Annotated in this window: 12 protein-coding genes; 4 read left to right on the top strand and 8 right to left on the bottom strand. The window is 59.7% G+C overall.

The features are described from left to right. Window positions 1–67: 67 nt before the first annotated feature. The 3 genes from AACP59_RS07005 to AACP59_RS06995 all read right to left on the bottom strand — a co-directional run bounded on the left by AACP59_RS07005 (window position 68) and on the right by AACP59_RS06995 (window position 6,398). Complete coding sequence (locus tag AACP59_RS07005) at window positions 68–2,932, bottom strand: family 43 glycosylhydrolase (RefSeq protein ID WP_339350478.1); 2,865 nt, start codon at window positions 2,930–2,932, stop codon at window positions 68–70. Between the two features lie 197 nt (window positions 2,933–3,129). Then, window positions 3,130–4,212: a LacI family DNA-binding transcriptional regulator gene (locus AACP59_RS07000; RefSeq protein WP_339350476.1), complete on the bottom strand. Its 1,083-nt coding sequence runs from the start codon at window positions 4,210–4,212 to the stop codon at window positions 3,130–3,132. Next, window positions 4,209–6,398: a family 43 glycosylhydrolase gene (locus AACP59_RS06995; protein ID WP_339350474.1), complete on the bottom strand. Its 2,190-nt coding sequence runs from the start codon at window positions 6,396–6,398 to the stop codon at window positions 4,209–4,211. The genes AACP59_RS07000 and AACP59_RS06995 overlap by 4 nt, the downstream gene beginning before the upstream one ends. Before the next feature lie 324 nt (window positions 6,399–6,722). On the opposite strand from AACP59_RS06995, the gene AACP59_RS06990 reads away from it, so the two are divergent. Further along, window positions 6,723–8,240, top strand: a complete 1,518-nt coding sequence (locus AACP59_RS06990) for a glycoside hydrolase family 43 protein (protein WP_339350588.1) — start codon at window positions 6,723–6,725, stop codon at window positions 8,238–8,240. Between the two features lie 78 nt (window positions 8,241–8,318). After that, complete coding sequence (locus AACP59_RS06985; RefSeq protein WP_339350472.1) at window positions 8,319–9,797, top strand: family 43 glycosylhydrolase; 1,479 nt, start codon at window positions 8,319–8,321, stop codon at window positions 9,795–9,797. A 9-nt stretch (window positions 9,798–9,806) separates the two neighbouring features. On the opposite strand, the gene AACP59_RS06980 is transcribed toward AACP59_RS06985, so the two are convergent. The 4 genes from AACP59_RS06980 to metG all read right to left on the bottom strand — a co-directional run bounded on the left by AACP59_RS06980 (window position 9,807) and on the right by metG (window position 17,693). Continuing rightward, the gene (locus AACP59_RS06980; protein ID WP_339350586.1) at window positions 9,807–11,165 is read right to left on the bottom strand and encodes a glycoside hydrolase family 27 protein; all 1,359 of its coding nucleotides are present in this window, start codon (window positions 11,163–11,165) and stop codon (window positions 9,807–9,809) included. A 69-nt stretch (window positions 11,166–11,234) separates the two neighbouring features. Continuing rightward, window positions 11,235–12,275, bottom strand: coding sequence for a glycoside hydrolase family 43 protein (locus AACP59_RS06975; protein WP_502260911.1), 1,041 nt, complete (start codon window positions 12,273–12,275; stop codon window positions 11,235–11,237). Between the two features lie 192 nt (window positions 12,276–12,467). Next, the gene (locus AACP59_RS06970; protein ID WP_339350468.1) at window positions 12,468–15,488 is read right to left on the bottom strand and encodes an HAD-IA family hydrolase; all 3,021 of its coding nucleotides are present in this window, start codon (window positions 15,486–15,488) and stop codon (window positions 12,468–12,470) included. A gap of 300 nt (window positions 15,489–15,788) precedes the next feature. After that, the gene (gene metG / locus AACP59_RS06965) at window positions 15,789–17,693 is read right to left on the bottom strand and encodes a methionine--tRNA ligase (RefSeq protein ID WP_297316662.1); all 1,905 of its coding nucleotides are present in this window, start codon (window positions 17,691–17,693) and stop codon (window positions 15,789–15,791) included. A 405-nt stretch (window positions 17,694–18,098) separates the two neighbouring features. On the opposite strand from metG, the gene AACP59_RS06960 reads away from it, so the two are divergent. Together AACP59_RS06960 and AACP59_RS06955 are read left to right on the top strand one after the other, a co-directional pair. Next, window positions 18,099–18,611, top strand: a complete 513-nt coding sequence (locus AACP59_RS06960) for a hypothetical protein (RefSeq protein ID WP_297316661.1) — start codon at window positions 18,099–18,101, stop codon at window positions 18,609–18,611. Between the two features lie 158 nt (window positions 18,612–18,769). Further along, window positions 18,770–19,039, top strand: coding sequence for a variant leucine-rich repeat-containing protein (locus tag AACP59_RS06955; protein WP_339350465.1), 270 nt, complete (start codon window positions 18,770–18,772; stop codon window positions 19,037–19,039). 171 nt (window positions 19,040–19,210) lie between these two features. Here the strand turns inward: AACP59_RS06955 and rsmI are convergent, their stop codons facing one another. After that, window positions 19,211–20,185: a 16S rRNA (cytidine(1402)-2'-O)-methyltransferase gene (gene rsmI, locus AACP59_RS06950; RefSeq protein WP_297316659.1), complete on the bottom strand. Its 975-nt coding sequence runs from the start codon at window positions 20,183–20,185 to the stop codon at window positions 19,211–19,213. Window positions 20,186–20,227: the final 42 nt, after the last annotated feature.

The following is a 20,227-nucleotide window of genomic DNA, read 5'->3' as shown; positions in this document are numbered from 1 at the left end:
GATACTGGTAACTGTTGATACTCGAAGACGAGCCAGGCGACGGCGAGACTCCGAAGGGATGCAACCGTCAATGAGGTCCGGACATCTTCCTGGAAATGACGGGTCCTCCCATCAGACAGATGCCGAGCCCCAGGGCTACTAGACCGCTTGTCAGAAGAACAGTGGCATCAACGCCCGTCGCAGACAGGTGGCCATCGCCTGCACCGGGGTCGGCCACGACCGTCACATCTCGTTCAGTTCCAAGTCCGATACCTGCAGAAACGCTACCCGCATCCGAAGTGGCTGTGACTTCTTTCTGACCTGTCTCTGTGGTGGAGACCCCACCTGCATTGGATAGAGGTCGCGAACCCCACAAGGCTGCCGATCCTGCAGCCTGGGACACATCATCTCCCGCGTCGGTAAAGAGATCGCCTCCCAAACCGGTGAAGAAGACCACAGGGCGACCTGACTCATCCAACTGCTTGCCCAGGGACAGATGGTAAGTGCCATGAATCAGTGCACCATCGTGAGATGAGGACACCTGCAAGGTCAGATTGGACCCTTGCAGATTCCAACTTCCTGCAGCTACGCCGGAAAGGCTCCCGTTCGGCAACAACTGCAGGGTCCTCGACCGGTAGATGGCATCACTGTTCATACCGGATCCGGCATAGGCCTTCACAGGGTCATGGACCACCACCTGATATGTGCCAGGCACCTGATCTGCAGGCACGGTACCTACCGCATCCGTATACTCAAATGGTGCCATGACCAGCCACCCATCCGCAGTGGTCACCATTTGTTGAACCCTGACCTGATGCTCCTCCAGATTCCCTTCGGTACGCACGAAACGGGTGTGGAAAACGTTGAACACGCAATCGCCATCCACGAGAACCGAATTACCTCCCTGCGAGGTATACACGTCCCGCTGACCCGGCTGGATATATGAACTGTCAATTCTCAGACCACGATTGATGATCGTGTCATCCGTCAGATGTCTTCCATAGACCGCCGGTTTTCCGTTCTGATCCACATAAGGGCCGGTAATGCTCCGGGAACGGAACTCACGCATCTGATAACCGCCCGTCTGGCTCAGACCTCCATAGGACAGGATCAGATACCACCAACCCCCACGATGCACCAGGGCTGAGCCTTCGCCCGAATTGCCGAAGCCTCCTGCGAGTTTGTGCCCGTAATAGGCGTCGGAGGTGTTGGGCTTGGTCGTGTAGGTGGTCCCGTAGTCGCGCAGCCCGGTGGCCGGGTCCAGTCTGATCATCCAGATGCCCCCGAACCAGGATCCGAAACTCATCCACAGGCCGCCCTGACCATCATCCCTGACACAGGCATCAATCATATTGATACCCGTATCCTGAAGACTATCGTAACGATGCAGGTCTGCATCTGCTCCCAGAACGCGTGGTACATCGGTCCTGTCCACGTCAGCGGCATTGAAACCGGAATAGATCACCGGACCCACCAGGGTCCAGTCCCCCTCGATGTCGTCAGCCGTCAACAAAACCATCGTCGACTTCTGATAGGGGAATCCTCCCCCGTTCAGGCTCAGATACATACACCATTTATGCATGGTGGGATTCCAAATGACATCCGGGGCCCACATGTTGCCTGTTACGTCCGGGTTGGATGGCTGCTTTGGCCAAGAATTCCATACTGGGGCCAGGATACGTTGATAGTCAGTACTGAGGTTGTTGGTAAAGGGTTCCCAATGTTTGAGATCGGTGCTCCGCGCCCAAGCCCTGTGCGACCCGAACAGATAATACTTGCCATTGGCCTTGACGACACCAGGATCATGCACTGAAACCCTCTCATGGGAGTCGGCCTCCGTGGCCGAACGTGCCCTGACCGTCACTTGGAAGGAACGGGATACGGTCGATCCCGGCACCTGCAGTCCAGGGCGTGGCTCCAGTCTCGCAGTCAGAGTCACGGTGACATCCTGATCGCCACGGGTGATATGGGCCCCGTCCGTGCCCTCATCCACATTGAGAACAGCAGGGTTCGATGAAGACCAATGCACCCTTGCGGATTCCGTGGAGTCAGGCAGCGTGAAGTCCTCGATCACCGCCTCAGGCACCGAAAGGGCGGCCGCTTGGGACTGCAGAAGATCGACGATGCCGTCAGCGGGCAGGGATGCCTCGATCTGTGTCTGGCTCAATGCCGTGTCATACACGGAAAAGGATTTGATTGCCCCGTGAAAGAGGGCATCCCCCACGCCAGGGTAGCGTGATTGCCCAATCACATTGTGGCTATGATCGCCAAAATCAGCGGGGTTGGCACCGGCCTTTGCGGAACCTACGGCACGGCCGTTGATGTATAGGCGCACCGTGTTGTCAGTGCCGTCCACGGTGGCCGTCAAGGTCTCAAATCGCTCAGTATTCAGGTTTCGAGAGGCGGAGAAGAAGGTCTCACCATCCCCATTGGCTTTGGAGGTGATTGATGTGTATAGGGATGTATGGGTGGACGTGGCCCACGATCCCCGAGCGCTTTGGCCGGTTCCGCCCAGAGACCAGAGATAGGTCCAGGGACCCGAACCATTGAAGGCATCGTTGCGCACCTGGACGGAGACCGTGGCACTGGACCGCCCACGAAGTACATCATCAGGCAGCTTGACATATGAGGACCCGTCGAAGAGAAGGGCACCATCCGACTTGACCGCACCGGTCTCCCCTCCCCGTGCATCGAGAATTCTGGCCTCGCCCAGAGACGAACCCGTCTCCGCATTGGGCACAACCCGGGAACCGGCAGGGACCGAGGCAAAATCGTAATGCAGGGCCGGCTGAGGTATGGCTGCCGACCGTTCCCGAGGTATCCCACCTACCGTTGCATCAGCAGCCAGCGCCGGGCCGGCGCAGGAACCAGACACCGCCAAACCCAGTACCGCCGCACCCAGGGCACACAGATGGGTCCACCGTCTGACACCTGCAGAAAAACCCCGTAGCATAATCGCCACCTCCTTGGCTGAAGCTGCTTCTTCACGAGCTTGTCGCGGAAACCGACCTTCATCTGCCGGTTGTATCGATACGAACAGTGCATCGATTCATTATTATATTACAACGTTATAAATTAAACGCAAGAATTGCCCCTCCCGCTTTGGCTCATCACAGACGATACCAGGGGACAGGTAAAACCCGAGGGGTTTCAGAACGCCATCTCCCGATCGCTGATTGAACGGGTGGTTCCGCGCACGACCAAGGAAGAGGACACCTTTCGGAAAACATGCTCGCCTGGCTTGGTATTGAGGGGCTGCACACCATTCACCCGGTCCTTCAGCACCCTCACCGCAAGGCGGGCAACAGCGTGCAGACCCGGATCGATGGTGGTCAAGGAGGGGGAAAGATACTGGGAATCATCCGAATTGTCGAATCCAATAACCGAGATGTCATCGGGAACAGTCATTCCATGCATCTGGATGGAGTGAAGCACGCCAGCCGCCAACATGTCATTCAGAGCAACCACCCCATCGGGAACGATGCCGGAGTCCAGAAGGGAATTCATCGCTTTGACCCCATCGATCCTGTGCCACATACGCGAGGGGGCCACCAGCCTGGGATCGTAATCCACCCCCGCCTCCTCCAATCCCTGCCGGTATCCCTGGAAACGCAGGGCAGCAGAACCCACTTTTTCCTTGGGGTGCGTACCGACCACCGCCACACGGCGGCATCCGGTATTGATCAGATAGGCCGTTGCACGTTTGGCGCCTTCGACATTTTCCGTAGCCACATGATCAAACCGGTCACTGAAAATCCTCTCGCCCAGAACAACCAGGGGGTAATCCACATCGAGCTCGGACACGTCATCCATACCAAGTTCCAGGGGACTGTATATCAGGCCGTCGGTCATTGAGCGTTGGGAACCATGCAAGGCCTCCAGCTCCCCGTCACGCGAGTACTGGGTTGGTTCCACCAGTACCCGGAACCCCAGCTTCTTGCTCTCCTCGATCATCAGCGATGACAGCTGTGCAAAATACGGCATGGCGAGGTCGGGAATGGCCAATGAAATCATGCCGGTGTACCCCAGCCGGAGATTTCTGGCCGGCACATTCACGCGGTATCCGAGCTTTTTGATGGCCTTGTTGACCTTTTTCCTGGTGGCATCCGAGACGAATTCGTAATCGTTGATGACGTTCGATACGGTCTTGACGGAGACACCGGCGGTTGAGGCGACATCCTTCATCGTAGGCGAAGATATACGACCCGAATCCGGGGACGGGGGTGTACTCATACGACATTAACCTCCAAAGAGACGAGGGCCCGGGTGGGATCGAGTTCTTCATCCGTCTGCATATCCAATATCGGCATCCCATCAGCCGACCAGTGCACACGACGCACCTGGGCATCCCGCCCGAGGTAACGACCGCCTTCTAGTTTGGCGTTATGGAACACGTACAGCATGTTGCCATCCTCATCTTCAGACCACATACCGTGACCGGTCCCCAACTGCCATTGACCATTGTATAGCCCGGACTTCTGCAATGGGTAATCCAATTTGCTCCAGACCTGCGGATTCGTCAGATCGGCACCAACCCCGGCCGGCGCCGTGACCAGTCCGGTGGTGTAATCGATGCCCACCAAGGAGCCTGAGTAAATCATGAATATCCTGCCATCATGAACCAGAGCGTTCGGCCCCTCAGCGATCATGTTGTCCCAGGCGAATTCAGGAACAATGATCTGGCGGGGTTCCCCGGACAGCCTCTCAGGTCGGCCCGGGTCGAAGGTGGCAATCCACACCGATCCCAACTGCTGCCAGGCGTAATACCAAGTACCGGAATCCTCGAGAACGGTCATATCCAGGCTTATTCTCTGCACCGGGTTCAATGCCCCCCCGTCGGCACGCAGTATAGGGCTGGGCCGTGTCCAGTTATCAGGAAGACGGGGATCCAGGTCTTCCCCCGCCTCATCCTTACGTAACTGCATGATATGGCAGCAGCCCGTCCACATGTCCGGCAGGCCGGCCCTGTCGTTAAGGCTGCCATCCGGATTAACCGCCTCCCCGTCGAAGCAGGGCATGAACAGAATGGAGAGCCTGCCTCCGATCATATGAATCTCGGGAGCCCAGAAGCAACCCGTCATGACCCGACCCTCACTGTTGCGATCACCCTTGCGCAAGAGATCGATTTCGTGTTCACGCCCGCCCGCTTCGTCGCTCAGGCCGGCGATATCAGAGGCCACCCTTAAGGGCATATGGGTACGCCCTCCCCTTGGGTCCACACAGTTGCCATCCTGGTCCTCCGTGGCGATGAACATGCAAAGCGGCTTGCCCCGCCAGGACCAACGGAAGATCGAAGGATCAGCCCTCTGCCGGGCAAAGGGAACGGGGTAGATGGTCTGACGCACCCTGCCCCGGATGGATATATGGTCACCGGTGCATAATGAGCCATCAGCCATTCCCCTACCCAGTTCAGCCAACTGGTCAGGGTCCCAGTCGACCTGCCTGGTCGCCTGGGAACCGTCGCTGTACCCAAGCAATGCCGGGGTTGAAGCAACCCTATCCATGGCTTGACGCGCGGCCCGCAATCTGCTCTCTCCGGACCCGCCATCCAGATGCACTGTAACCTCACCCGCCCGGACCGACGTATCGTATGTCCTGCCGAACCTTCCCGCCAAGGCTTCCAGTTCGGAGTTGTCGACCTTGATGATGTTGCCCGGTCTGATATCCTCACGCCCGCAACCTTGCCGGATCATCTCCAAATCCGACTGTGGCAGGGGGTCGTTCACGTTCGCCGAATCATGCGCGTCGAGATTTTTGATCGCCGCAATCTGACCCGTTTGCAGTAGATCGTCTACCAGGGCCATACACAGCCTGCCCTGGTCATCATCCCAGTAGACGGCACAGGAGGAACCTTCATGCACCAGGGCAGCCCGTGGGCGGTGTATACCCGTGGCTCCGACAACACGTACAGAAGGAAGACGGCGATAGGCAAGCAGATCGGACGAATGTGCCAGGAGGAAGGAGTCCTTCTCCGACCCGTCCTCTTGCCCACCTCTGGCAACCTGGGTCGCCAACACTGCGAAGGTTCCATCAGGCAACCGCAGGATGAAGGGATCGATCAGGCTCTTCAGGTCCAGATCCTCCCCGGGAATAACAGCATCAGCGCCTGATGTGTCCGGACCTTGACCGAGGGCTCCCTTCATATCCGATTTCCCGGCTGTGGGGGCGGCACTACTGGTGCAGGCCAACCTCGCCTGGGGTGAAAGGCCGGGTGCCGGAACCCCTGCGGCGAAGAAAATGCCGTAATCAGCATTGAGCGGTTCCCATGCCCCCGAGATTGCGGACCTGACGGCCAGATGCATGCTCAAAGCCACATCCTCATTATTGGCCTCTTCCCGGTCAGTGGGCTGACGGGTGTAGCAGAGCAGGGAGACCGAGATACGTCCGTCCCCTTTCTTCTGCTTTACGACCTTGCACATACAAAACCTCCAACTGAAGTTAACTGCAACAGGCACGGAATCGTTGAGGTCTTCCACCTGCCGGCGCTGCCACCCTGGCTTGTACATTTCATCCGCGGAGTGATAGTGTTTCTAACGATATAAATTATACATGGATGTCAGTCTGAATTCTCTGTATGCATAGAACCGCAACAAGAATCCAGCATCCCGATTCCTGCATGGACAGCGGTGTGCTGCGGATCGGAATGTTTCGATGTGCGCCCCATCAAGGAGGAAGCCTTGCACCAGTCAGCACGGCACAGACATGCACGCAAATTCCTGGCGGTCGTGACCGCCGGAGCGGCGATGTTGCTATCCGGTGGCCTGTCCGCATACTCAGGTCAATCCTCCCAACCGAATCATTCAGCGAATACCTCGGCTCAGAAACCCAAAAGGGTCTCCGTCCATGACCCCTCAGTGATCCAGGACGATGGCACCTACTATGTATTCGGGTCCCATCGCGCCTATGCCTCCAGCAAGGACATGATCAACTGGACCCCCTTCACCAACAACCTCAGTCATGACTACCGACGAGTCCTTTCATCGGTATGGGACTCCTGGCCCAAGCAGTCGGCCACCCCGGATGTGAAAGGCAATATGTGGGCCCCGGACGTGTATTACAACGCGACCATGAAGAAATGGTGCATGTACCTCAGCCTGAACGGGGCCGAGCATCGTTCGGTCATCGTCCTGCTGACCTCGGATAAGCCGAATGGGGACTGGACCTATGTGGGACCGGTGGTCTATTCAGGATTCACCAGAGCAAACTACATGAGAACAGACGTGCCCAAGGTGCTGGGCAATGATCCCACGCTGGATCGTTATCAGTCCTATACCGATACGGGTATCAACGCCATCGATGCCTGTGTCAGGGATGATGGTCAGGGCGGCCTGTGGATGAGTTTCGGATCCTGGTTCGGGGGCATCTGGATGATCAGACTGGACCCGGCCACCGGGCTGCGCGACTACGGGACCACCTACACGACCAAGCCCAACACCTCCGACGCCTATTACGGGCACAAACTCGCAGGAGGCTTCGGCAATTCGGGCGAGGGTTCAGCCCTTATCCACACCAAGGGCCACTGGTACCTGGTCCTCTCCTACGGAAAGTTGGAACAGACCGGCGGCTATCAGATGCGTGAGTTCCGCGCCGATACCATCACCGGTCCCTACCTTGACCAACATGGCACCCCGGCCATCTCCACTGCCTCCGCAGCCGACAACTGGACCGACAGGACAGGAATCCGACTCATGGGCTCATACCAGTGGAGCGGGGACCCAAAGGGCGACATCGAGGTTTCCCAGGGTGGCAACTCGATCCTTCACGACAAGGACGGGGCCGATTATCTGGTATACCACAGCAGATTCTCCGATCGAGGGGAAGAACACCAACTCAGAGTCCGCCAACTCACTTCCACGTCCGACGGGTGGCTGGTGGCCGCCCCCTACGAATATCTGGGAACCAAGATGGGAAGGCCACACACGGCCAAGGAGGAATCCGGCAGATATGAACTGGTCACCCATGACCCCACCACCTACTTCCGCGGCACCCGCAAGGTGACCGACACGAAGAGCACCCGGTACCGGGGGGTGAACAAGGCCGTGAACATCGTGCTCAGGCCCGACGGAAGGGTAACCGGAGAGCGGAAGGGAACCTGGAGGTCCGATCGGGGAGACAGGATCACCATCACCATCGAAGATGACCCATACCCGGCAACCTATCAAGGAATCACGGCCATGCTCCCCAGAGATAAGGATCACAGGAAAGTCATGACCTTCACAGCCCTTGGGGACAACACCTGCATCTGGGGATCACAGGTCTGAGTCCCCACCACCTATCCGATTGACCAGACCAGGAGTCCCATGTCCATCCAAACAACCGACACAGGCAACAAGGGTCCCATGACACCTCACCATGCCGCCATCCATGATCCGGCCATAGCCCTGGAAGGTGGAAACTACTACATCTTCGGCACACACCGCCATTTTGCGATCAGCCATGACCTGATCAACTGGGAAGGGTTGGATTGCAACATCACCAGGGACTACGAAAGGCTCTTCCGGGACGTCTGGCAGAGCTGGCCGAAACAGCCCGGCAACCCGGACCTCAAGGGGAACATGTGGGCCCCGGATCTGATATGGAACCCTGTCATGCACAAGTGGTGCATGTACATGAGCGTCAACGGGGACCACTACCGATCCCTCATCGTCCTTCTCACCGCCGATCACTTGAATGGGCACTGGAATCTGGTCGGCCCGGTTGTGTACTCGGGCTTCGACCAAGAAACGGCGGAGGCCACCGATGTTCCCCGGGTCCTGGGGCCGGAGCCTGATCTGAACCGGTACCGTTCCCTAAAAGACACCAGGATAAACGCAATAGATGCCGGAGTTGGTTTTGATGAAGAAGGACGGCTCTGGATGAATTTCGGATCCTGGTTCGGTGGCATCTGGCTGCTGGAGCTGGACCCGTCCACCGGGCTGCGCCGCTATGACCGTTCCTACCCCACGGTGGCCGATGAGTCCGATGCCTACTATGGCTACAAGCTCGCCGGTGGGCACTGGGTGTCGGGCGAGGGGTCCTACCTACTACACCAGGGGGGTTGGTGGTACCTCTTCCTCTCGAATGGATGCCTGAATCGTACGGGTGGCTACCAGATCCGACTCTTCCGATCCAAAAAGATCAACGGTCCCTACCTTGATCAGGCAGGCAATCCCGCAATCGCCGCCGGCGACCTGTCCGCGGTTGAACAGGACCATAACTGGACAGGCGAGAAGGGGATACGACTTCTCAGCACCTGCCGCTGGCCGGCAGGTCCGTCCGAGGACGCCGACATCGAGGTGGCTCAAGGACACAACTCCGCTTTCAGAGACAATGACGGTTGCCTCTTCATGGTCTACCACACCAGATTCATCAATCGTGGCGAGGATGACTACGAAACCCGTATTCGCCAGCTCCTTCCCACGAGCGACGGTTGGCTGACCGCTGCCCCATTTGAATATCAGGGCATCAGATCTCACCCAGGTGAGGGTGGACCAGACCAGAGCGAGCTAATCGGTCATTGGCAGGTGGTCATCCATCGCAAGTCGGACTACTTCACCGGCGACAAGACGGATGACCAGGGGGATTATCGTGGGGTCAACCACGCCGAGGAGATGACGCTTACCGAGCAGGGCACATGCATCGGCCCGGTCGGTAACCGTGACTTGACGGATGGGACCTGGTCCTATGACCGCGAGACCGGTGGCATCAGTTTGCACCTGGCCGACTCGACCTATCTTGGAACCGTTACCCACCTGCCGGATGACCGAAACCACGACATTCGCATCTGCCTGAGCGCCATAGGTTCGAACCAATCCATATGGGCGGTCAGAACGGCCTGACAACAACGATCAGCTGGGATCCAGGACCAACCAGGCAACCCCGTGACCCGGTACCTGAGCAACCAGATCACGATCCGCCCCTCGGCCCTCCAGACGGGCCTGGAGTGAGGTGCCGGAACTGCCCTCCCACAGATCGGACAGTCCCCACTCCTTGTCGGCAGCCTCGATACCGACCAGGCTTTTCAAGGCGACACTTACCCTTCGCTCTGTCTGTCCGGTCCAGAACAGTGCTACATACACACCCTGAGGGTGCGCGGAAGGTGTCCCATCCGCCCAGTCCGCAGACTCCGCCTTCCACACGATGACATCACCCAGGTAGGAGGACTCATCGGACCAATCGCCGTAGACGCCTTCCCTGATAAGCTCGCGGTTCTCCCGGGATCCTGCCGTTACCTCGATCAGGGCGGGATTACCCAGCATGGCGATGGTGGAGGCATCACTGGTCGGCAAATCGCCGCCAACCATCAGGGGTGAACGCCCCATGGACCACAGAGTAAGCATGGTCCGTTGTTCATCCGGGGTAAGGAGACACTGCCGATTCGCTCCCCGTTCGGCCCTCAGCCCGATATGCCCCAGGGGAAGCATGTCTGCATCGGCCCAGTGTCCCTGTGACTGCAGCGGTGCCCACCGAGCAAGACGGGTGAACTGATGATGCACATCGGACCACCGATCCCATAAATCATCCGAAATCCTCCATAGCTCGGCATTGGCGCGCAGGAAGTCGAGATGAGTGGTCGGCAGCCATCCACCGGGCGACAGGGAAAGGACAATATCACGACCAGAGGTACGCTCCGCCTTACTGATGGCCCGATGATAAGCTGCGATTTCATCACTGTAGAAGGGGGTCTGCATGTCATCCACCTTGAGGTAGTCAACCCCCCATGCGGCAAATTGATCGACCTGGGCATCGTACCAGGCCTGAGCCCCCGGATGGGAGTGGTCCAGCCCATAGTTATCGGGATTCCAGCTGCAGACATGCTCCCTATCTACAATCTGACCAGCGGTATAGGAAGTACCAAGGACGGGAAGATCACGTTCCACGGCCAGGCGCGGAATACCACGCATGACGTGAATGCCGAACTTCAGTCCCAGAGCATGGATCTTGTCGGCCAGAGGACCGAATCCCTTGCCGCCGGCGGCCGAGGGGAAACGTGCGGGGTCTGGCAGCTGTCTGCCGTACCCGTCCAGGACCAGTGGCGCATTCTCGTTGTACCCATGATCCCGGGCCGTGGGGTCGTACCAGGCGATGTCCACAACCACAGTGTCCCATCCGACCGCCAAAAGGTTGTCATGCATGGCCACCGCATTGCTGAGCACCTCCTCTTCCGTCACGGTGGTGCCATAGGAATCCCAACTGTTCCAGCCCATGGGGGGCCTCCAGGCCTTACTCATATGTGCTCCTTTGCATACTCGGTTGATTGCCTCGCCAGGCCTTGATCAGGAGCCGTCTTCCTGGGACCTCAGACGTTCATACTCCTCCCTGGTCAGGGAGAGAACCCCACCATGCTTGGTATGCGGAGAGAGGAGGAAATCTTCAGCAGGGGCACATTCGAATCCTGCATCAGGGTCATCAGAGACCATGGGACGGTATCCGACGGAAGGTATCACGTCGACCAGAAGATACCAGCGATCTCGGGCATGATCGGCATACAGAGCCGGACCTTCCACACCTGAGGCTTCCTGGCCCAAGGCCCATGCCGCACCTATCTTATCTTGGATGGTGACCCAGTGCGTATCGGGTTTCCACCACTCGCGCTCATCAGTACGCTCCAACCAGATTCCCCTGCCGAAGCCGTTATCCTTGGTGGCACGATAGGTGCGAATTCCCCCATTCGGTTTGTGCCGCTGAATCATGGTGGTATCGATGCAGTCTCGACCGGTATCGACGAACGTCCCCCCGCAGGTGAAATTCTCCTGCGTGAAGTCAGTGGTCACCCCCCATACCACTTGGTCATGGGCATGAGGATCTTTGTGATCAGGATCATCATCGGCAAACAGTTTCGAAGACCAGTACAGGATGAAGGCGCCATGACCAGTGCCGTCGTAATCCGGCACCCACAGACATTCCGGCGCCCAGGCCATACCGAGCTGCATCCGAGTCCCATCCTTACGAAGGGAAACGTCAAGCTGGCTGGGACCTGTCCACTCGATGAGATCATCTGAATACCAGATCATCAGATTGGTGCTGCCATGGTGGGACCAATAATCCCATCCCTCCCCCTGACTTCGGTCTCCGCCGAACACCCTAAGATCCGTGGCCATCACATAAACGCGACCGGTGCAGGGATCACGGACAATATACGGGTCACGTAAACCGGTGGTACCGATCTGAGAGGTTAACCGTGGATTGCCGGAAAACAAGGGTGTCCACCGAAGCGGGTCATCCCCCTGTGACAGATCGAAATAGATGCGTTCCTTGCAACCATTGGGGTCCTCAATAAAATGCACCATGAGATACCCGTATGAATCACGCCCCACCGTCGACCATCCGCGCGCATTGACCACATCTGCTCCCTTGCACTTCCACCTCGTCCGTGACCTGGCTCCGACGCCGGACACGACCCGTGATTCCACGTTCACACCGGTCAGTTTACAGCATTCCTTATGTCGCGATGCGACTAGGATTGAGCCTGTGTATGTGCACCGGGTCTCAACCAGGGCGGAGAGTCATCAGACCGTGCGTGGATGGCCCTGTACTTTGACCGTGATTGTCGGCCCCGCGAGCCGTTCCAGGTCAACACCCCCGTCGGTGACGGAGACTCTGAACCGGGTCTCACCCACGGTCAGCTGGTAAGACAGGGAATCCCACTCCTTGGGCAGGTGGGGATCGATGCTCAGTCTTGTACCGCCGGTGTCGCGCAGACCACCGAAACCACAGACCAGCGCGGACCACACCCCGCCGCAGGCCGCCAGATGGATTCCATCCGCGGTGTTGGCATGCATGTCGGAAACGTCGGTGAAAAGGGACTGCCGGAAGTACTTCATGGCCAGGTCATCCCGACCCACCTCGGCGGCCACAATGGATTGGGAGGCCGCGGAAAGGGTGGAATCCCCGGTGGTCAGCGGATCATAATAGTCGAAGTCGGCCAGTTTCTGCTCGGGCGTGAACCAGGAGCTGAGCAGGTAGAGCGCCATGACCACGTCGGTCTGCTTGAGGACCTTATGCCGGTAGATCACCAACGGGTGATAGTAGAGCAGGAGGGGACGGGCCGTGAACCGGTCGAAGTGCCAGATGGGGCGCTCCATGAACTGGGCGTCCTGGGCGTGCACCCCCTCGTTGTTGTCGTAGGGGACGAACATGGCTTCGGCGGCCCGGATCCACTCCTGGGCCTCGTCATCTTCGAAGTGCAGACGCGTGCGGATGGAGCCGATCAGATCCACACGGTTCTTGCGCAGGTACTCATAGGCCCGGTAAGCGGCCAGAAGGTTGAATCTGGCCATCTCGTTGGTGTAGAGGTTGTCATCCACCAGAACGGTGTACTCGTCAGGCCCGGTCACACAGTGAATATGGAAGCGGCCGTCGGCCTTGTACCGTCCCAGGCTCATCCAGAGGCGGGCGGTCTCGACGAGAATGTCGATTCCCTCGGTCTCCAGGAAGTCCTGGTCATTGCTGACCTGCACATACTGGGCCACCGCGTAGGCCACGTCGGCATCGATATGATACTGGGCAGTACCCGTCGGGAAGTAGGCCGAGGCCTCCTCCCCGTTCATGGTCCGCCAGGGGAAGAGGCCCCCGCCCAGGTTCAGGGCTGCGGCCCTGCGACGGGCCGCCGGCAGCATCAGGTAACGATAGTGGAGCACCGACCTGGCCCGCTTGGGGTCCGAATAGGTCAGGAAGGGGAGAATGTAGATTTCGGTATCCCAGAAGTAATGGCCGCTGTAACCGGACCCACTCAACCCCTTGGCGCCGACCCCGTTGGTGATCTGTGCCGTGGACTGGGCCAGCTGGAAGAGCTCCCAGTGCACCAGTTGCTGGGTGCGGCCCTGATCCTTGGCCTCCACGCGGATGTCCTCGCGCTCCCAGAACCTGTCCAGCCATTCGCGCTGGCGGTCCTTCAGATCCTGGAGGTCCTGGGCACTGAACTCATCAAGGATGTCGCGGCAATCCTCGACCAGGTTGCGGGTGCCCTCCCTCTGGGTCTGGACGACCAGGCCGTTGCCGGTGGTGCCCTGGGGCAGGATGGGATGGCTTTGGTAGACGGCATAGCGGACCAGGCGGGCGGAACCGCCGCGCTTGATGTCCAGGCGCCAGGACTGGCCGTCGACCGGCTGACCGTTCTTGGTCTGTCTGATTCCAAGGGCCACACTCAACCGCGAATTGTTGCACCGGTAGACCCGGCAGTCGCCGCCGGCCGCCGGGTAGACCTCGTTGTCGAGGACTTCGTGGATACCACACCCGTCGATGATCTGGGACTTGCGGGGGTCATCGGTCACCGAACGATGAGGCATATCGGCGTTGACGGCGCCATCCACCACCACGGTCATGTCGCGGTCCGGGGAATCCACCTGGACCATGGTGACGGTCAGACTCCTGTCGAAGAGACAGGCCATCCGTTCCAGGCTGATTGTGAGACGGGTTCCGTCATCCAGCTGGTATCGGTAGGTGGTGGTGCAGATGCCGGAGCGGAAATCCAGGCTCTGCCGGTTCTCCTGGGGATGCCTCAGGGGGATTCCTTCCACCTTGAAGGTGAAGTCCGAAGCGTCCGGGACACCCTGAATCAGCTGGCCCACCTTGGCATACCCGTAGCCCCCCTCCGGGTGGGTGATGTCGAAGGTGTCGTGGAAGCCGCTCAGGAAGGTTCCACTTCCCAGGCAGCGGGTGCCGTCGCCTTGGCCACGGACACCGATGTTGCCGTTGGTCACCGAAAAGTTGGTGGCGCTGACCGTGTTGGGGCGACCCACCTCGGTGAAGGCCCATTCATCGATGGGGTACCGGTCCGGGTCCAGGTCGGGATTCTCCCCGAGCCGGCGCTCTCCCCCGTCGTCCTCGATCAGCTCGATCAGATTGTCGATGACGGTATCGGCACCCGAGTCCAGCAGGTTCTGCCGACCTGCCCCCCGGTCCACGCCGACTACCAGACCGAACCGACCGGCGTGGCCAGCCTCCACCCCGGAGAGGGCATCCTCCACCACGATGGCATCCTGGTTGCGCAAACCCAGCAGTTTGGCTGCATATGCATAGGTGTCGGGGGCGGGCTTGCCCTTGAGACCCTGCTCGCTCTTGGTGTTCCCGTCCACCACCGTCTCGAAGAACCCTGCGATGCCGGCGGCCTCCAGGACCGCGGCCGTGTTCTTCGAACTGGAGACCACGGCCAGGCGCTTCCCATTGGTGGTCAGGTGACGCAGCACGTCCACCGTATCGGGGTAGGGGTTGATGCCCTTTTCGTTGAGCAGACGCTCGAAGGTGGAGTTTTTTCGATTGCCATACCCGCAGACCGTCTTGGCATCCGGTCCATCGGTCGGGCTCCCCCAGTCCAGCTCGATGCCCCGACTCCTCAGGAGGGCATCGACTCCGTCATAACGGGGCTTGCCATCCACATAGGTGTAGTAGTCCTGCTCGGTATAGGGCTCGGAACCCTTGGGCAGGACCTTATCAAAGAGCTGCTTCCAAGCCGCCTTGTGCAGCTTGGTGGTGGGTACGAGCACCCCATCCAGATCGAAAAGGACGCAGGCGAATCGACTGATTTCCATAAGACTTCATCCTATTGCCCGTGTGTGACGAAGACGCGCACTGCAGGCACTGTTGGGGCCGTTCTGCACAAGACGAACAAGTCACCGGCATGTAATCGATCGTGATGGCTCGGAGTCATACCCCGCAAAAAAGAACCTGGCGACCGGGAAAGGTCGCCAGGAGAGAAGAGAAGGGGAAGAAGAAGGGGTTCAATTGTGAGGTTTGTAACAACCCCGTCGGTCAGTACTTCAACCGATGCTTCTTATATAAGCAGGCCCACCTTAAGGAAAGTACCCCATAACCTTAGAATTGTCTGTGAATCAGACCCGGGGTTCGTCCCTCCATGTTTCTCGGTTCCCGGACCGCTCCTTGAGCTTGGCCTGCTCCGCCTCAAAGCGCTCCCGCTCCTTGGCCTTGCGCTCGTCAAGCTGGGTCTGGAATCGATGCAACTCCTCCTGGACGGCCTCATTGGGGATCCTGGCGAAAATCGGCGAAGGCTTGGCGATGGGTGTGCCGTCCTTGATGGACTCACGAGCCCAGGAGTGGACGTTCTCACCCAACTTGTAGGTGCCGGTGATGATCGGGTAGGTGAAGCCGGGTTTGTCCAGGTCCTCCACCTCTTCCAGGTGGGGCAGGGGGGAGAAGGTGCCTGTACCACCCATGGCCTCATAGACCTTCTGGGAGGCATGGGGCAGGAAGGGGGCCAACATGGTATTGGCATCACACACTGCCTGGGCGGCCGTGTGGAGCACGGTGGCCAGACGATCCGGATCATCCTTGATCTTCCAAGGCTCCTGGGCCGAAATGTACTTGTTGATGTCACCCACCAGGCCCATGGCCTCGCCCAGTGCCGCCTTCTGACGGTGACGCTCGATCAGCCCGCCCACGATGTCGAAAGCCTTCAGGCTCTCGTCCAGAAGGGCACGGTCCCTTTCGGTCAGCCAGGAATCCTGAATCTCGGGGATGCAGCCGAAGTCCTTGTTGAGAAGGTTGGCCACGCGGTTGACCAAGTTCCCCCAGGATGCCGCCAGTTCCTCATTGTTGTGGCGCACGAACTCGGACCAGGTGAAGTCGGAGTCCGAGGTCTCGGGGCCGGCCACCGAAATATAGTAGCGGACCGCGTCCACCGGGTAGCGGGCCAGGATGTCCTTGACATAGATGACGATGCCCCGGGAGGAACTGAACTTCTTGCCCTCCATGGTCATGAACTCACTGGCCACCACCTGCTCGGGCAAGTTGAGCTCGCCGTACTCGCCGGCCTTGCCGCCCTTGGACCCCTTGCCGTTGTAAGCCAGGAGCTCCGAGGGCCAGATCTGGGAGTGGAAGGTGATGTTGTCCTTGCCCATGAAGTAGTAGCCAGGGGCCTCGGGATCGTTCCACCACTTGCGCCAGGCCTCGGGATCGCCCTGACGGCGGGCCCACTCGATGGATGCCGACAGGTAACCGATCACCGCGTCGAACCAGACGTAGAGCTTCTTGTTGGGATTGTCGATCCATCCATCCACCGGAACCGGGATGCCCCAGTCGATGTCACGCGTGATGGCCCTGGGCTTGACCTCCTTGAAGAGACCCAGGGAGAAGTTGAGGACGTTGCTCCTCCAACCCTCCCGGGTCTTCAGCCAGGCCAGGTTGGCCCCGGCCAGGGCCGGGAGGTCCAGGAAGAAGTGTTTGCTCTCCTCGAAACGGGGGGTCTCCCCGTTGATCTTGGAGACCGGATTGATCAGCTCGTCCGGGTCCAGCTCGTTGCCGCAGTTGTCGCACTGGTCACCCCGGGCGCCATCGGCTCCGCAGATGGGGCAGGTGCCCTCAATGTAGCGGTCGGGCAGGGTGCGGCCGGTGGATGGGGAGATGGCCACCTTCTGGGTTCCCTCGTATATATAGCCGTTCTCCAGGCACTGCCTGAAGAGCTCCTGGACCACATGCTCGTGGTTGCCGGTGGTGGTGCGGGTGAAGAGGTCGTAACTCAAGCCCAGGTCGCAGAGGTCCTTGGCGATGACCCGGTTGTAGCGGTCGGCAATCTCCTGGGGACCCACACCCTCGGCATCGGCCTCCACCAGAATGGGGGTGCCATGCTCGTCGGTGCCCGAGACCATGAGGACATCATTGCCCTTCATGCGCTCGTAGCGGGCATATACATCGGAAGGTACGCCGAATCCGGCCACGTGACCGATGTGACGGGGCCCGTTTGCATAGGGCCAGGCAACGGAAACAAGAATATGACTCATAGTTGCAAGGGTATCGTTTTCGGCCTACAACCGGGCGGCCTTCCATGGAATTCCGCCCTTCGTCCACATGCCCCCTTCCCAGGCCCGTTTTGTACACATTGAATGCTTTTGCCATCGAACTTATCCACAACTGCCCCACTCCAAACAGCCTGCGTCCCAGTCCTAGTGGCCCCTCCTAGTGTCGGGACCATGACTCGAGAACATGTCTTCGGGGGAGACCGGACCTTGTCGCCAGTCAGGATGGGCCATGCCTCCCGCACATTGGTCAGACCCCCCGCCAGGCCGGGCGGCAAGACGGAAGACCGCCCGGGAACCGTCGCACCCCGGCACCATGAATCGCTGTCGGCAGCCGAAGATCTCCCCTCTTCACCGGGTCTGATACAAGTTGGTGACCTCCCAGGCCGGTTGAGCCTGAACCTACTGGTTCGGCTCGGTATCGTCACAGTCCTGGACCCTGCAACCTGCTACCGGAATGACGACGCCGAAGGCATCTTCGGACGCGCCTCGATCATCCTTCCCCTGCTTCCCTTCGGGGCGGCAGCCTGCGGATCCCTGGCCCTCTGGATCTGGCTCAACGGCACATTCCCGGAGACCCTCGATGTCATCTCCAACTCCCACTTCCGCGCACCCGTCCTTGGACGTCCCCTCCGCCCCCACAACCGCAAGCTCAATCCCCAATACCTGATGCGACTGGGCAGGCTCTGGGTCACCTCCCCCCTGTGGACCGCCTGCGACCTGGCCTGTGAGGAGCAGCAGGCCCTGAGCAGGGGCGAAGCTCGACAGGAGCGAATCCACGAACTCATGGACCGCTACCAGGTCAGTTGTTCCGACTGTCTGGATCTCCTTGCCGCCAACCCCCGCTGGCCGGGACACGCCACAGGCATCAAGACCATCACCGGGCTCAAGGCCTTCTTCTGATGCCCAGCCGCCACAAGCAAGGGTCCGGCTCCAATCCCGGCCTGCTCTCAGCGTTCCGGTGCGGCAGCAAAGTGGAATCCCCAGGGCCCCTGGGACCAGCAATCAAGGGGCGCAGGTACAAAAGCCGACGCGCAAACCGACGAAACAAGGCCACGAGAATGTCGGCGGTCATAAGCACCCCATATGCCCTGTGCAGTCAAAGTCATGAATCCGGACCACCTGAACCGCCCCTGGTCCCGACCCCCGCCATGGCCACCGACCCAGAGACCCCGACGGACATCCTCTGGCTCATAGCCAGGGAACACCCGGAACTGCGCCGTTGGTTGGCCGCCAATCCGGCTGCCTCCCCGGCCCTCCTGGAAACCGTCTCCCAGCTGGGCGGCCCCGGTGTGAAACGGTCCTTGGAGATTCTCTTGGAGGATTCATGAGATTCCGCGAGCACTTCGAGCCACTCCCCAGACCACTCACCCGGACCAGAGACCAAAGCCAATGCCCTTCAATCACAGCCGTCCCGTAGTTTAAGACTGCCGAAAACCCGGAGGAAAAGAATACCGGCAGGAGAACGAATACCGTTCCCATCCCCGAACCGCCGGCAGACCTCAGTCCTCCCGGCGGTCTTCCAGGGTGGCCGCATATACCTTCTTGCGGTTGGGCAGGGACCCATCCGGCAGGGGGTGTTCGGCGACCACCCGGGCGATGGCGTCCTTGATCCTGACGCCCTCCTCCTCGGCCCGCTGCCTGGCCATGACGGCCAGGGCATGGTCTGTAAGGACTTCCGAAGTTCCGGCCTGGACCTGGTCGGAGCCGGCACCTGCCACCACCAGGACCATCTCGCCCCGGGGTGGGTCCTGGGCCATGGATTCGATGATCTGGGCAATGGTCCCCCGTCGAATCTGCTCGTGATCCTTGGTCAGTTCCCGGCAAAGGGCCATGAGGCGGTCCGCCCCGAAGGCCTCATCCAGATCCTGCATGGCCTGGTCGATCCTGTGGGTGGTCTCGTAGAAGACCATGGTCCGTGGCTCATTCCTGAGCGAGCGCAGATGGCGGATGCGTTCGCCATGCCGCCTGGGCAGGAAACCCTCGTAGCAGAACCGGTCCGTAGGCAGTCCGGACAGGGCCAGGGCATCCAGAACAGCACTGGGCCCCGGGGCACAGGTGACCGGGACCCCCCGCTCGATGGCCCGCCGGACGATGGCCATGCCCGGGTCGTTGATGGTGGGCATGCCCGCATCGGATACCACCAGGGCACAGGCCCCATCCCGTACCTGGTCCAGGATCGGATCGGCCATGTGGTCCTCGTTGTGGTCGTGGTATGCCACCACCCGCCCCGATACCCGCACACCCAGCCTGTTGGCCAGGTCGTAAAGCCTGCGCGTATCCTCCGCGGCCACCAGGTCGGCCGACTCCAGGAGGGAGGTCAACCGGGCGGAAGCATCCCCGGTATTGCCTATGGGAGTGGCAGCCAGGAACAGTGTTCCACGTGAAACATAGGACGGCCCGCCCTCCGGATCTCCGCCAGGTCCCTCTGGGGATTTGTCGGTCCGGGAAAGGGTTTGATCGTCATTCCTCATCATGCTTTCAGTATGTCCTAATCTTGGTGGTGATGGCATCCATCC

Source organism: Bifidobacterium indicum (assembly GCF_036987015.1).
GTDB lineage: Bacteria > Actinomycetota > Actinomycetes > Actinomycetales > Bifidobacteriaceae > Bombiscardovia > Bombiscardovia indica.
This window is presented reverse-complemented; position numbering and strand designations above follow the sequence as displayed.

What these genes read in the sequence shown, in the direction of transcription:
- AACP59_RS07005 (WP_339350478.1), bottom strand. Translation starts at nt 2,932, where the DNA reads ATGCTACGGGGTTTTTCTGCAGGTGTCAGACGGTGGACCCATCTGTGT.
- AACP59_RS07000 (WP_339350476.1), bottom strand. Translation starts at nt 4,212, where the DNA reads ATGAGTACACCCCCGTCCCCGGATTCGGGTCGTATATCTTCGCCTACG.
- AACP59_RS06995 (WP_339350474.1), bottom strand. Translation starts at nt 6,398, where the DNA reads ATGTGCAAGGTCGTAAAGCAGAAGAAAGGGGACGGACGTATCTCGGTC.
- AACP59_RS06990 (WP_339350588.1), top strand. Translation starts at nt 6,723, where the DNA reads ATGTTGCTATCCGGTGGCCTGTCCGCATACTCAGGTCAATCCTCCCAA.
- AACP59_RS06985 (WP_339350472.1), top strand. Translation starts at nt 8,319, where the DNA reads ATGACACCTCACCATGCCGCCATCCATGATCCGGCCATAGCCCTGGAA.
- AACP59_RS06980 (WP_339350586.1), bottom strand. Translation starts at nt 11,165, where the DNA reads ATGGGCTGGAACAGTTGGGATTCCTATGGCACCACCGTGACGGAAGAG.
- AACP59_RS06970 (WP_339350468.1), bottom strand. Translation starts at nt 15,488, where the DNA reads ATGGAAATCAGTCGATTCGCCTGCGTCCTTTTCGATCTGGATGGGGTG.
- metG (WP_297316662.1), bottom strand. Translation starts at nt 17,693, where the DNA reads ATGAGTCATATTCTTGTTTCCGTTGCCTGGCCCTATGCAAACGGGCCC.
- AACP59_RS06955 (WP_339350465.1), top strand. Translation starts at nt 18,770, where the DNA reads ATGTCGGCGGTCATAAGCACCCCATATGCCCTGTGCAGTCAAAGTCAT.
- rsmI (WP_297316659.1), bottom strand. Translation starts at nt 20,185, where the DNA reads ATGATGAGGAATGACGATCAAACCCTTTCCCGGACCGACAAATCCCCA.